The sequence below is a fragment of the Bradyrhizobium sp. JHI2711 genome (assembly GCF_056156565.1).
Genome location: NZ_JBPZPT010000001.1, coordinates 2,451,891 through 2,466,137 on the forward strand (window position 1 = coordinate 2,451,891; position 14,247 = coordinate 2,466,137).

The 14,247-nt window shown below is 58.8% G+C and carries 10 protein-coding genes and 2 pseudogenes; 3 read left to right on the top strand and 9 right to left on the bottom strand.

All coding sequences use genetic code 11. From position 1 onward, the window contains the following. Positions 1–146: 146 nt before the first annotated feature. Entirely contained in the window at positions 147–4,628 is a 4,482-nt protein-coding gene (locus ACTEK7_RS11550) for a Ulp1 family isopeptidase (RefSeq protein WP_225143495.1), read from the top strand. A gap of 2,523 nt (positions 4,629–7,151) precedes the next feature. Here ACTEK7_RS11550 and ACTEK7_RS11555 read toward each other — a convergent pair. The 7 genes and pseudogenes from ACTEK7_RS11555 to ACTEK7_RS11585 all read right to left on the bottom strand — a co-directional run bounded on the left by ACTEK7_RS11555 (position 7,152) and on the right by ACTEK7_RS11585 (position 9,583). Then, a complete protein-coding gene (locus ACTEK7_RS11555) occupies positions 7,152–7,664 on the bottom strand; it encodes a type IV secretory system conjugative DNA transfer family protein (protein ID WP_225131052.1) in 513 nt (170 codons plus the stop codon). A 121-nt stretch (positions 7,665–7,785) separates the two neighbouring features. Next, positions 7,786–8,089: pseudogene (locus ACTEK7_RS11560) on the bottom strand (7-cyano-7-deazaguanine synthase); the annotation flags it as partial. A gap of 177 nt (positions 8,090–8,266) precedes the next feature. Continuing rightward, a complete protein-coding gene (locus ACTEK7_RS11565; protein WP_225131055.1) occupies positions 8,267–8,509 on the bottom strand; it encodes a hypothetical protein in 243 nt (80 codons plus the stop codon). Between the two features lie 15 nt (positions 8,510–8,524). After that, positions 8,525–8,941 (bottom strand): radical SAM protein, encoded by a 417-nt coding sequence (locus ACTEK7_RS11570; RefSeq protein WP_368736808.1) that lies wholly within the window; start codon positions 8,939–8,941, stop codon positions 8,525–8,527. Next, entirely contained in the window at positions 8,883–9,080 is a 198-nt protein-coding gene (locus ACTEK7_RS11575; RefSeq protein WP_225131124.1) for a hypothetical protein, read from the bottom strand. Before ACTEK7_RS11575 ends, ACTEK7_RS11570 begins: the two co-directional genes overlap by 59 nt. A 16-nt stretch (positions 9,081–9,096) precedes the next feature. Next, positions 9,097–9,354 (bottom strand): annotated as a pseudogene (locus tag ACTEK7_RS11580) (6-pyruvoyl trahydropterin synthase family protein); the annotation flags it as partial. A 109-nt stretch (positions 9,355–9,463) separates the two neighbouring features. Then, complete coding sequence (locus ACTEK7_RS11585; protein ID WP_249782202.1) at positions 9,464–9,583, bottom strand: GTP cyclohydrolase I; 120 nt, start codon at positions 9,581–9,583, stop codon at positions 9,464–9,466. 1,120 nt (positions 9,584–10,703) lie between these two features. Between ACTEK7_RS11585 and ACTEK7_RS11590 the strand changes: the two genes are divergently transcribed. Together ACTEK7_RS11590 and ACTEK7_RS11595 are read left to right on the top strand one after the other, a co-directional pair. Further along, on the top strand, positions 10,704–10,847 hold the full coding sequence (locus ACTEK7_RS11590) for a hypothetical protein (RefSeq protein ID WP_225131078.1): 144 nt from the start codon (positions 10,704–10,706) through the stop codon (positions 10,845–10,847). A gap of 744 nt (positions 10,848–11,591) precedes the next feature. Next, positions 11,592–12,047: a GNAT family N-acetyltransferase gene (locus ACTEK7_RS11595; protein ID WP_225143497.1), complete on the top strand. Its 456-nt coding sequence runs from the start codon at positions 11,592–11,594 to the stop codon at positions 12,045–12,047. Between the two features lie 289 nt (positions 12,048–12,336). On the opposite strand, the gene ACTEK7_RS11600 is transcribed toward ACTEK7_RS11595, so the two are convergent. Together ACTEK7_RS11600 and ACTEK7_RS11605 are read right to left on the bottom strand one after the other, a co-directional pair. Next, positions 12,337–12,798, bottom strand: coding sequence for a transposase (locus ACTEK7_RS11600; protein WP_463671689.1), 462 nt, complete (start codon positions 12,796–12,798; stop codon positions 12,337–12,339). After that, positions 12,732–13,247, bottom strand: a complete 516-nt coding sequence (locus ACTEK7_RS11605) for a transposase (protein WP_463671690.1) — start codon at positions 13,245–13,247, stop codon at positions 12,732–12,734. Before ACTEK7_RS11605 ends, ACTEK7_RS11600 begins: the two co-directional genes overlap by 67 nt. Positions 13,248–14,247 lie beyond the last annotated feature (1,000 nt).

Genomic DNA, 14,247 nt, shown 5'->3' on the forward strand with positions numbered 1-14,247 from the left:
AGTCTCCAGCAGAAAACTATCGTGAACGCCCCAGAACGCCGCGTCCAAGCACTCCGACCGCGCGCTCCAGTATTCTTGCGGTTCCGTGGCAAATCACAAGCGACCTCAGGCTTCAAATTGGCCTATTATTCCGAAACTGAGAACGAATGAAGTTCGAATCCACCAACTGGGTGCGTCAACAATCGGGCACCGCGGGCCCGCAAGAGAGCTCATCGGCTCCGTCCACAGATGCGGCCGCCTTTGAGCAGCAGCTGGGCGAGATCGCTGTGCCGTCTGCTCCCGTGCTCATGCAGGTCCGCGCCCATCAAGCGGATGCATCGCGATCTGAGGCGCATGCCGGAGAGGATGAGGCGGTGCTGGGCGCCTCAGCGCTGCAGACCGCTCAATCAAATTGGGTCTTGGTAGGTCGCAGCAAGGATCCGCTTTATGCTAAGGATGCGCCCCTTATTTCCGGCCTTAAGCAGGCGCTCCTCTTGGGTGGAGCCGTTGAGAGCACCGCCACGAGCTACGTCGGTTATCTGCTCAGCTTGAGCCGTTGGCTCTTTGCAAACGACAAGCCGGCCATTGCTGATCGGCTTCATGACGAGACGATGGACAAGGATGTCGAGGAGTTCATAATAAAAGGTGGGACGGCGAACGTCCCTTGGGCACTAGCTCATCTGCGGACCTCTCAATTGACGGGAGGAGCCGTACCGATCGCAGGCCGCCCTGACCTGACTCCTTATCCCAAGGACGGGACTCTCATCAAGGAATACAAAAAGCAAGCAGTGGCGGCCCGAACTTCAAGTACCGCCAAAACCTATGCATCTATTCTCACGGATTTCAGCCACTACCTTCGTGCAAACAACAAGCGTGGCATTGCTGCTCGGTTTCAGGACGAGACATGGAACGACGACGAACCGCTGAATGAAGAGATCAAGCGCTACAAGGACGCCGGGGGTAGCAAAAGTATCGGCGCGGCACTTGATCATCTCCGTAACGGAGCGAGAAAACTCAACGGTCCCCCTTTTCATCCCGAAGACGCACGCTTGATTTCCGGACTTCAAGAAGCACTCGTTGAGGCTGGGTACGAGGAGATCACCGCTAAGACGAATTATGTTGGTCCTCTTCGCAGATTTAGCCGGTGGCTCTTCGCAAAAAAAAAGCCGGGAGTGGCTGCTCGGCTTAACGACGAATCGCTGAGCAACGACGCTGCGATCTTCGATAAAAATCGCAGGCACCTCGTTCTTACCGCACTAGATCGTCTCCGCGCCTCTCAGTCGCCGGGCGGAGTCGCGTCAATCACTGGCCGGGCCGGGGGCATTGAGGCCGCGGCTAAGCAGGGCGGGTCGCAGCCCGCCTTCAGTTGGCCAGCGGCACTCGCTGAGGGGGATGATCAAGATTTATTCTTGGGGACGGTCGACGAAGCCGGTGCATCGTCGTGTCTTCAGCCACCGCGGCATGGCCTAGCATTGGATCCTACAGAGTCCCCTAATCCCGTGAACCGGCGCCACCAGGACGACGAGCTGACGGATGAACGTTACAGCAACATTCTCGTGCCAGGCGAGCAGATTCCCATCATGCGGGCGAGCGGCCACCCATCTACGCCGCCTCCGCACGGTCAAGGCGGTAGAACGATGCTGAATGCCTCGGCGCTACCGCCCGGCCATGCAAATTTTGTTTTCGCAGGTAGCAGCCTGGATCCTGTTTATTGCGAAGATGCGTCTCTTATTGAGGGGCTCAGGCCGGCACTCATCAAGGCTGGGGCCTCCGAGAGCACGGTCGGTCGCAATCTACGTGGTCTTCTCAGCTTGGGGCATTGGCTCGTAAAGAACGACAAGCCGGGCATTGCTTCCCGGCTTTACGACAAGTCGCTGGACAAGGATGCCCAGGAGTTCGCCGAGAAGGAGAAGCAGGCCATCGCTATCCCACTGGATCTTCTTAGAGCCTCCCAATCGCCGGGCGGCATCACGCCGTTTGCAAGCCGGGTTGAGCGGAATCCCTATCCCCAGGATGCGGATCTCATCAAAAGGTACAAGGAAGAAGCAGCCCCAAGCACCGCCAACACCGCCAGGACCTATGCAACTCTTCTTATCGATTTGAGTGATTACCTCCGTGAAAAGCATAAGCCCGGCATTGCTGCTCGACTTGGCCACGACTCGCTGGATGAAGATGTCAGCCAGTATAAGGAGGAGGACCCCCATGGCCGCAGAAAAGCCGGGGCCGCACTGGCTCATCTCCTGAGGTCGCCGGCGGGTGCTAGAGCGATCGAACTACGGCGTCATATTCGCCCGCTTCCTGATCTCGAAGACGCGGTTCGCGCCGAGACGAGGCGGACGACTGCGCAGCACAGCGGGTCGAACGGAGCTGGCAGCTGGCCGGAGACTCTGCCTGCGAACCAGCAGGATCTGCTTTTAGAGACGATGGACGGACGCAGCTCCTCGCCGCCTCCGCAGGTCGTCGCTGTTGAGCAGCAGCTGATGCAGACCCTATCCCATCAAGTGGTGGCGTCACCATCGCAGATGCAAGCCCCGATGCCGTCGCCGGACGAACCGATCGGCGAGCAGCTTCCGGTCGAAGACGCGGAGCTCTTGGCGAAGTTTCGTGGAGACGCGGAGCTGCGCAAGCTCACCAAAGGGGCCATCAACAACGGTGTTTACGGGCTTGGGGCATTTATTCGCTGGGTCAACGCGAGTCATAGGGGCCCGGTAGCTTCTCGGCTGCGCGACGGTTCATCGCTGGACGCGGAGATTGCGAAGTACAGGAGCTCGGGCGGTGACCCCAACAACCGCATTAGATCGGCTCTGAATCATCTCCGGCGGCTGCTGCGTGGGGGTGAAGAAGTGGAAGCACCTGAACCCCGCGTCCTCGGTGCCCCCCGTCGCCTAGTTCCTCATCCAGAAGATGCGCCCCTCATCGAGGGCGCGCTGAACCAAGCTCTGAAAGATCTTAAAACTCCGACTGCGAAGCTGAGGCAGTCTGCGCAACAGCGGGCGAGGCGTCTTCGTGCGCTTAGTGCGTGGCTTAGAGAGAAGCGCAAAGGGAGCATCATCGGGCGGCTAAACGGCTCGAGCAGGGAGCAGGTATCCCTCGACAATGACGTGGTAGCATTCCAACGGACTGGAGGCAGAGTACACGGTCCCGATTTGTCGCATCTTCGCAGCTACTTGAAACTCATTGAGCCGAACCGAGAACTGGGGCTGCCAGGCCCTGAGCAGCCGAACTCGCCGGCCGCGCAGGGCGATTGGCACTCGGGCTCGGCGCAGGATCTTCCCTCAACGCCGGCCAGCCCGAGCGCCGGAGCTTGGGTTTGGTTGGGTGAACAGGTGCAAGAACGAGCATCACCATCCTGGCCCGCGTCACATGCTAAGGGCAGGCTTGAGCCATCTTATGGTCTGATTGCGCCGACGCCGTCCGAGTTGCGCAATGATGCTCACTTTGCGCCGGCGCATCCTACCAGGCTTCGCTCGGACACCTACGGCGGCCTAGAGTCTCTTGTTGATCTGAATGCGCCGACGCCGTCCGAATTGCGCGACGATGCTGACTTTGCGCCAGTGCATCCTGCCCAGGCTCATTCAGACACCTACAGCGGCCTAGAGTCTTTTGTTGATCTGAATGCGCGGACGCCGTCCGAATTGCGCGACGATGCTCACTTTGCGCCAGCCGATCCGACCAGGGCTCGCTCAGGCGCCTACGCTGGCCTTGAGCCATTTGTTGATCTCAATGCGCTGACGCCGTCCGAATTGCGCGACGATGCTGATTTTGCGCCAGTGCATCCTGCCCGAGCTCGTTCAGACACCTACAGCGGCCGAGAGCCTTTTGTTGATCTGAATGCACGGACGCCATCCGAGTTGCGCGACGATGCTCATGTTGCGCCCGCGCATCTTGCCAGGGCTCGCTCAGACACCTACGGGGGTCGTGAGCCATTGATTGATCTGAATGCGCCGACGCCGCAGGAGCCGCGTGATGATGCTAGTTATGCGCCTGTCCCGCGCACATCCGCCGATGCTCAGATCGGGGCTTTGGATCCGACAGCCTCATCCCACGGCCGCAGCGGACTAGCGCTCGGCGCCAAGGAATGGCTGGGCGACGAGCACATCCACAGGGATTACGAGCTCCTGGCGCAGGAGTTGCAGCGGGACCGTCCGGAATTCGCCGCCCTGGCGCAGTTCGTGGATCCCCTGATAGCCCACTATCAATTGCGCTTCGGCGCCGAGCCCGACATGCTCCGTGCATTCCGGCGCATCGTCTACGATCCGAATGGTAATGATACCGCCGACTTCCTATTCCTGCCGGTGAACGATGCAATGGATCCTAATCGCCTCGGCACGCATTGGTCGCTGCTGCTCCTTGATCGCCGCACGCGAGGAGAGCCGATTGCCTATCACTACGACTCTGTCCGGGGACACAACCACGAGCCGGCAGCGCAGCTCGCACGACGGCTGCGCGCCCGCCTGGAGTCACCTAGCATGGCCCAGCAGCGGAACAGCTATGATTGCGGCGTCTTCGTGGTGGACGGCACGCGGGCGCTGGTTCGACGATTGGCCCAAGGAGAGCGGCCAGGGCACGAGTTGCTGCACCTTGACAACCTCGTCGCCAATCGGCGGTCCCTCCAGGACCGGCTTCGAGCTCATCCCGGCTTAGGCTAAGGGAGCGCGAAGCGGCCGCGAGACCGAGGACTTTCTCCGCAATGCCCACCTCGACATTCCAGCGACCGTCGAGGCGCTGCGCCAATACTGGATGCCGATCCGCTCCCGGCTACAACTGGCAAACGGATAGGTGGATTTCCGGCACCGAAGTCGATGCGAGCCATGCTGTCTCCGATGGCACCAACAGCTGTCTTGCCTTCTCGGGCGCTGTTGTTATCGCCACTTGCGAGGCAGGTCCAAACGCCTTTGTCACAGGGACTGCTCGAGTGGGTTACGCCGCTTCGGCCTAACAGGCCAAACGCTGGGCTACATCAGGGCGGGCAGCCTGGCAACATAACCGAGGCAACATAACAACGAATTCGAGGGGCGCTTTGCGGCTTCCTGCAGCATACAACGCAGTTCGATTATAGTCGCTTCGGCTGGACCGTCGTCGGAGTCGCTTTGAGCAAGCGCTTACACCTGCTTGGTGTGTCAAATTCGAGTACGACTACATGGGCTTCGATGGGGACGCGTCTGGCGACCCCGCCGACGGTGCAGTTCCCCGCCCCGCCGACATTGCCGCCAGGACAACCAGCTTGTCCAGCAACTGTCACATCGGAAAGATCAGATTGAATCACCATTTCGGCGGCGACGCGAGCGGGGCGGAATGGTTCGACGCATCGGTCTATCCGGGACGAGCGGCCGCCAAAACAATAAAGCCTGTTTTCGATACGGGCGACTGGTCGTTCGAAGGGGCTCGCGGGTCTGGCTCAGCAGAGGCACATTCCAGTGGGACTACACGAATCAGCCGCCGATATCCGGAGATAGCGGCATCCCCAATTCCACGCTCACCTATCATGGCTTGGACGGCATTTCCGGCGAGCTGTTCGCACGGCTTGATAGTCCTGGGGGATATTCCTGAAGGGCAACGTTGGCTCGGACGCTTCAACAAGGGAAGAATGAACGAGGATTCGAGCATCGGCAGTACGGCCTATGCAACACTCTGTGAGATCAGGCCAACGGAAGGTTCACGTACTACACCGCCGATGTCGGTTACGACTTTATGTGCGGTAGCACCTACAAGCTGGGCGCATTTATCAGTGGCACTTACTTCGGCCAAAAGTCGGATTCGATCGCATGCGTGCAGACAGCCTCGCCATACGGGGCATGCGCGGTTCCGGCCCAGCAAATCATCGGTACTCAAGGTGCCAATTGGGATGCGCTGCGCGTCGGGCTTAACGCCGAGACTATGCTGTTTGAGCGCCGTGAGCGCAGATGTTGCTTACCTGCCATGGACCGACTTCACCGGTCGTGATAACCATCTCCTCCGTCCTGAAACAACTTTCTACGATCAGTGCAGGCAAGGTGGGGGGCGTACAGATCGAAGGAACGCTGTCGTACCTCCTCGGCAGAAATTTCAGTATCGGCGTCGGCACTCGGTACTGGGCAATGTGGACCAAGAATGACAGCGATGTCACATTCAACTGCAGCGGCTGCAGCGACCGAGGCACGTTCATCCAGATCCCTGCACTCGCAAAGTACAGCATGGAGCGATGGGGTACCTTCTTAGAGGTGTCCTACAAGTTTGAGTGAATTGGTCTGCAAGCGCATAAGTCTTATAGCTAACCTAATCGATGCACGATGAAAGCCTGCAACGCGTAGGCTGCGCGGCGCCGCTGCCTCCGGGCGAACCGCCCACGGAGGGCAGTTGCCGAGTTGCGAGCAGCCTTCATGCCTTCTCTTTGCGGAAAGATGAGTCCGGATGAATCGTCGGCAGTCAATTCAAAAGCAGAGATGGTTCTCGTACCTTTGTAGCTCCGCAATCATCTTTTTTTTCGTGTTCGCCCGCATTGGCAGCCGATGTACGGCGGGCCAGTATGCCAATAACGGACTGCGCGACAGTAAAGAACAAAAAGCAACGCTTGCTGTGCGTCGATAAAGCGGGCCGCAGCCCTAAAGACAACTCGCTTTCTCAGGAGATTGGGGACAGCTCATCTTAAAGAGATCGTTGCCAACCCCCGGCCAGACCGCTCTCAAAATCCATGATCCAGATCACCTTGATGTCGCCCCTGGAACGTTCATTGATAGCTTGTCGAGATCCGAAACGTGAGATGCCTCTACTCGACGCATGGCTACCGTTGCTGCAGTGCACATCGGCGCGGAATGGCTCCTGTTGTTTTCGCTCAGGCTGTCGAACCAGCGGCAGAACAGGAAAGCCTGAAAACCGGCTGCGCCCTGCTCGATAGTATCCTGTCTGCCGCCTGCAAAAGGAATATGGGGAGATCTCTCGCGCGATTTTGCAAAGAGCCTTGTCCCGAAGGTGCCGAAAATTGAAATATTAGCGGCGTCGCCACCGAAGCGATAGCTGAAAGTAGGAGAGGTTCCGCTTGGGGGAGCGGGTCAGTGCCAGCGCGGAATGAGCCGGAGACGATGATCCTGGGGCGCTATCCCCCCGCGCCGGGTTTGCAAGAAGCTCGACGCGCCGAGACTTACTAATCAACGGCGGTGTCTTAATCTAGGACGCCGGGCTCAAGCGTACCGGCACTAGATGGCCGCGACGGCGTCCCGTCGATCATGAGCTTCAGATAAAATCCTATAGTTCGGCAGTTGCAGGAGATCGGCTTCCTCGAACGTTCCCAGAAACTCGCGAGCAAGGTGTTGCGCATCTTCAGCACCAACTCTGAAGGAGATAATCGATCCGGCATTTCCGAGCACCGCATCGCGCACATCCGGTTCTAACCGATGACGATAGTGATGTGCGACAGTGCAGCCGACGCGATATTTGCGCAACCCCGAGAACATATTTGCCATCCCGAGAGTGGTGAAGTTTTGAAACTCATCAATGTAGACGTAGAAGTCTGGTCGCTCACGCGCCGGCAATTCAGCCCGACTGAAAGCGGCAAGTCCGAGCGTCGTCACAAGCAAGCCGCCAAGAAGGGACGAGCTGTCCTCGCCGATCCGCCCCTTTGACAGGTTTACGAGCAACACCCTGCCCTCATCCATGATCTGCCTGACGTGGAGATCGTGCGCGGGAGCGGCCAGGAGGCGATTAAACACCGGCGCCTACCTTGTTTTGGATCGGCGCAGTGCCGTCGGCTCGGTAGCCGAACGAAAAGCGCTCAAATTCGTTCAGGCAGAAATTGCGGACAGTCTCATTCTTCAACTGTCGCGCCGCGGCCATCCCGTCCGCGCCTATCTCGATCGCGACCTCGCCGGTCAGTGCAGTCTTTGATATCGCAGCCAGTGTGGGGATCTCAAGCGTATGGTTGTCGCCGAGCTTGCTCGCCCAGTCTACGCGCAGCTTCTTCAGTCCGTTCAGCAACTGATCGCAGCAGGCCAGCTCGATCGCATGGCGTTGTCCATAGGCAAAGCCGACGGTCTCAACCCGGGCAAAGCGCGACAGCGCCCAAGCGAGGCAGGTGGCGGAATCCTGACCGCTCAGAAAATAGAACCAGCGCGGCTTCGGATGTGAAATCGGTCATTGAGAGGATTCGCTTAGAATGTGAAGAGTTGAAATCAGGCCCGCTTGGCAATGGCGAACAACGGCAAAGAAGCCTGCGATGAATGCCGCTTTCCCTTCATTGAGTTCAGACTTAGAGGACGCAATTCATGATCGTCTCTAAGGTGAAGCCGCAGAACGCTTTGACGCGCAGGGTTGCTTACCCCACGCCGAGCAACTTGTGCGTCTGAATGCTGACACGCCAGTCGCACGCAGTCGCCTCCTGAATGCAAAGCTTCGTCGCCTTGCGGCTTTGGCTCAAGGGCTGCAGCCATATTATCGGCATGAACTCACGAGGGATGTTGAGGGCCAGGAGCTTCTCGATATCGGCAGGCTTGCCCACGCAATGTTTGATCTCGTTGCCACGCCGCAGCGGTTCATCCAAAACAACGGGGCGTGCCAACTTTCGGGCTGATGGTCACCCACGTGCAGGGGTGCACCTGAATGGCATGGGTCCCGATGTCTTCACCTGCACCGAGAAGCCAGACTTGATAAGTAGCGTCGTCAATGGCTGAAAGTCGTACGCTGCGGGCTCGCCACCCGTGATCACGACATGCCGAGCCCTAAACCCCTGCACGGCGAGCAATATTTCCTCCGGCGACATCCTAGCCCCGGGTGGCGTCCTCGATCCCGTGATCTCGGCTATCGGCACTTGACATGCTGGATCTGCCTTCCATCTGCGCTTGCTGTCGCACCAGAGGCAACCAACTGGGCAGGCCTGTAGCCGCAGGAACACTGACGGCGTGCCGCTCTTGCAGGCTTCGCTCTGGATACTTTCAAAGATCTCGTTGACCGGCAGCACGGCTCGTTCCCCGATAGATCGCGCTGTTCGCACCGTGCTCTTTGACTTCGACAGATGCAAGCCGGCAACGCGGAGCAAGTCGCTCTGTCAGCAGCCACTTGCTCGCGATGCCGTAGACGTGCTCGGCAAACTTTTCGCAGCCGACAGCAGGTAGCACAACGATATCCGCCACGCCGCGCCGCTTCCTGGAACCATTCAAGCTCCGGATTGTCCGCAGCTACGACGGTCTTATGGTCAAATGTGTGTTCGAGGATCGCTTTCAGCTCTTTGAGGCCGCCAAAATCAACGACCCAATTCTTGTCGTCTAGGGTGTCGGCCTCGAACTCGAAGCGAAATGACAACGAGTAACCGTGCAGCAGACGACAGTGTGACAGCGCGCGCCACTGGCGAAATGTAGCGGATAGTCCGGTTTCATGACCGTATGTCTTCGTCGATAGGTAGGTCACGGTTGATCCTTGATCAGTGCCATAAATTCGCTGCGCGATATTTTGTCGTCGCGGAAAGCACGCGCATGATGCTGGTTATCATGATGGTGTCAGTCTAGCGAACACCACGCTAGATCATGCATTGGTGCTGCGCCCTAACGATGACGGCCAATCCCTTCGGCAGGATACGGCGTTCCAGTTCGTCCGCCAGCATAACAGCGGCCTCCTCCTGGATGTGCGGGCGCGACATGATCCAGTTGGCAAGGCGCACAAATTTGCGCGCTTCGCGGTCGCTTTGGTGTTGTGGTCGCGGCTGGTGTCGATAACCATGGCCTCAAGCACAGCGTGCACGTGCTGCTCGACCTCGGCTTGGATCACATCAATGTCACCAGGCAGCAGATATTCTGCGATATTGTCGTTTGCCGCAAACGACGCGCCGGCGTCGCGCAGGCGTTCACGAATTGCTTGCGTAGAGCTCATCAGAACTCCTGTGCAGCTTCGCTAGTTTGCGTGAACGACATGATCTGCGGCCGACACGCGCTGAACAAAGCGCTTCAATTGGGGAGGTGCCTTACCCGGGGCAGTTTTTAGTATCAATTTGCATACGATCGAGAACTTTCATCTCTCCTGCGTCGTTGACCGAGAGACCACTATTGCCGAAACGGTCCTTTATCGTCTCCCTGCAATCAGCATGCCGCAAAAGTATCTGTGCGAGACTTGCTTGAGGAAGAGAAAATCAATGCATCGTGCCGCGACGGCCGATCATGTGCGACTTCGTGTCGGGATTCAGACATACACACCGACAAGCGGACACGATTGAAGCGCCAGCAAAAGCAACCAAATCTTACCCGCCCCGAAGTCATCAGACAGTTAATCGGCCCCGTGATTGGCGCGAAGAACCGATGAACGGGACATCCGAACGCGTCAAGGTCGAAGATGTCGCCCAAATAACAGGCGAGAACAAGAGAGCTATACAGGCAGCGGCAGCTCGGGGCGAAATTCCTGGCCCGGCAAAGCTATTCAAGGCTTGGACATTTGACCAGGTCAAATTGCGCACGTGAATCGCCACCAAGAGCGCGAAGCGTTGACGCGGCTCGCGAAACTCATGGCAGCATGAAGCCGCGGCAAGCAACGCGCTCATCGCCTGACCAAGCCAAGCGACGTGGTCTCCCGGGTTCGGGCACCAGTGAAGCTAGATACGAACGGGCAATGGCGAGGCTCCGCAGCCGAAGAAGATGTACCGACTAGCAGCGCCTGGACCTGGTCCGCGAGCCCTCCTTCCGCGAGCGACAGGAAGAGATTGCAACACTCCAGCAGCTCGTGGCCTGACCGCTTCTTTGTGGACGCGGTACATCCCGCCGAGGATGTCGGTGTCAAGGCGGCCCGACCGGCAAGCCGAGTTCATCGTCGAAAATCTCAACACGATCGAGCAACTCTTGATCGGCGCGGCGTACTGGCCTGACGGCAACTCCCCGACGCGTGCTGCGAACCTGCGCGCGGGCCTTGTTTTGTAGCAAGAGCGCACCAAGCGAGGCGGTTCCGGTGCAAATCGACTTTGCCGCGGAGCTAAGGAGTGGAGTTATCGTCTCGACCCGATCGCTCTCGACGACCGAGAGGATCCTGTCATTGGCTGTCGAATCCTAACCCAGCGATCCTTCTGGCGGGAGGGATCCATGGCTACCATTCCAGAGAGCTGGTCTCCAAACATCGTGACTGGTAAAGGATTCAGCATCGAGGAAGGAGATGGCCAATATCCATAGACTGCCGTCACAGAGCGATTGAGCTCGGTTCCCGAGGGTCAAAATGCGGTGGGGTGCATACACCTCTGAACGGTTTCCTTCTAGGTGACGACATCCATCGGCCTTTTGACCTGGAATGCGTGATCGTCTCATTGGATTGTCGGCACAAGGTCAGCAGCCGCTTGAAGGACCGTTTCGACAATGAAGTTCGCGATGATCATGATCCTATCTTGGAGAGGCGCGCTTTAGCTTCGTGATGAAACCCTGCGACGTGAAAGCCATCGGTTGGATCGAAATTCAGTTGTGGACGCTGATTGACAGCCGAAATCGCGGGTCATCAGGCGTTTTCATACAACCAAGACCCACAGCAGAGATCAGCTGATTGGAAAGTGCTCCAATCGGCTCTGGTTCGAGGTGTTCGGGAATCTCAGCTAGCCTTGTCTGTCTAGCGGATCACAAATGTCACGCTGACGCTCGTGGCGCAGAGTGATTCAATTCCGATGCGGAGCAGAAAGAAAGATGCCGGTCATATCCACACGCCGCGCTGAAGTCACAGATGCCGGAACCGTCGCCGGCTTCGTTTATGCTCTCCAAGTCGAGCTCTTGCGCCGGATGGCCCCGGGGATCGAAATCGTCACGCAAAGCGCGGCGGCAGTTCTTGCGGATGTCAGCGTCGTCGCGGTGATCGCTTGCGGAGACAACGAGCCGGTTGGCGTCATGGTTCTAAACGAATGCACTGCGATCTACGCGGGCGGCAAGTTTGGAGAAATCTCGGAGCTCTATGTTCGCCCCGACATGAGATCGCAGGGCATTGCGCCTCATCTGATCGCGGTCGCTCTGTCCGAAGGACGCGCGCGAGGATGGAAGCGGCTGGAGGTCGGAGCACCGTGGCAGCCGAAATGGAAGCGCACCCTCGACTTCTATCTGCGCAACGGCTTCGAGGAAGTCGGCCCCCGGCTTTGCCGCATGATATGAGCCGGTGGGGTCAACTTAGAGTCGTCCCTGGATGACCAAGAAGCTGAGCGGATCAATCTAGCTTGGAACCCAATGTTCTTCGTTAGGGCCGGTTGATTGACCGGAACGCGTAATTGTCTGTGCGTTCTGGACTTATGTTTTTTATTTTTGTAGTGGGCTAATGGCACTGCTGTATTTGCCCCCTGAGAACGACGACTCGGTCTTGCTGTGTTCCGTCGGGTGCCCTAACTAGCATTACAGTTGCAATTTTTGCCTGAGATGGGCTTTGCGCGCGTTGGCCTGATGAGCCCTACGCCAGGACGACCATGCGAGGACGTAGGCGTGCGAGATGAGTCGCTGGGGAAGCTTCATGGCGATGGGGCGGATTTCCCGGATCGACAAGCGGATCAAGAGCGATGCTTCGGTCGAGGCCGCGGTCGCATTTTTTGAGCGATGGTCCAGTGTTGGCTCGATGACGGATGACGGCCATCATGGCGAAGGCCAGCATGACGAGTGAGACATGGCGATGCCAGCCATGCCAGGAGCGGCTTTCGTTGTGGTCAAGGCCGAGCTCGTTCTTGGCGGTTTCGAAGCTGTCCTCTATAGCCCAGCGATGGCCTTCCACCGACGCCAGCTTCTGCATGGACCTGCCCTTGGGGCACCATGTGGAGAAGGCCAAGCTGGCGTCAGTAACGTTGCGACGGATCAGAAGACCCCCCGTCCATTCTCCGGCAAGGTCGTCGTTGTATTCACCAGCGTCGAGATCGGCCAAGTGCCAGCGCGGACCTTTGGTCCCTTCGCCGGAGGCGGAGCGGTGCCAGGCCACTTCTTGGGAAGGCTCTGCGCGATCGCGGAGGCGGTGCCGGCGACCGGCTGCTGCTTGCCCCATGAACGGAACACGTGATTGGAAGCAACGCCCAGAACATAGCCTTTTCCCGCCTTGCGCAGCAGGGTTTCGATCTCACCTGTGCCATACACGCTGTCCGCCGTTACGAACGAGAACGGCACCTTTGCGGCGATCGCGGAGCGACCATTCGACGCGCGATCTTGGGCTTCGTAGCAAAGCCCATCGCTCGGGACATGCGCGGCTTTCAGGCGAGCGGGGTCGTCCGTCCATTCCTTTGGCAGATAGAGCGCCCGGACTCGTTGTTGCCGGTCGTCTTGAAGGTGCCGATGGTCGCCATGGTAGTTCTCCTTGATCTCTGTTTTCCGAGCCCGCACCTTGCGGCCTCGATGGTGATCGACAGGCCGGAGGTGATCGACGGCGCACCCCGCAGGGGCTCGACAGCAGAGGAGGAACTTTCTTGTTTGGCGAGGAATGACGGCGCAGCCGGCAGGGGATGAGCGTTGTGACGCCGCTGTTGCGCCATAGGCGATCGAGGCTGCTTAGCCGGCCTTCGGCCAGATCCACCCATCGAAGAGGCCGCTTCGTGCGCTCGATCCGAAACAGAGCTGACATCAACGAGAACGTGGCGATCCTCGCGTCCTGCAAAGACCGGCGAGCGAGTTTGACCGAGATTGGCTCTCGGCCGCGTGGCGACAGACGGATCAAAACCTCCGCGAGCGCACTTGAGCAATACGCCCGCCAAGTCGAGTCGGCCGTACTTGTGATCCGCCGCTATTCGGTCGATCGCTCACGACATTCGCCACGTATCTGTCTCACTGCGGTCGAGCCGCGGCGCTTGCACTGCCCTGAATGTCACCTCAAAAGACTATGACAGCGTGCGCTCCGGCTGCGTGATCACGTCATCCTCACGCGACGTGACGTTATCAGCCCATCGGCCAAGCCTTGCCCGGCTGGTCCGGGCGCGGTCAGTCGCCGGTCTCTGCATGGACAAATCCGTCCACAGCATGGCGTCTCAGCCGCCTGGCGAGCGATCACCGTGCGAAGCAGGCAATTTCCTGTGGCCTGCGCCACGTACGCATCCTATCAGAATACAAGCGCGCGCTTCATGTCTGAAACCCGCCTCCAACTGTCTTCGAAAGCCACATTGCGCCAAAGGACACAAGCGTGCCCCTTCTGCAGTGCTGGCCCAAATCCTGCACCGCCTCTCCGCGTCAGGGCGGCGGCAGCAAGATGGGAGTCGTGTTTGGGCCTCGATCTGTCAATCGACAGTGTGGTTGCCGCACCGGAGGTTGCCTGTCTGCACCCCGCCGGGGGAACGGAAGACGCTCCTGCTTGCCACGGCCTCGCGCGGCTGACGGTTGCTTGCTCACCCTG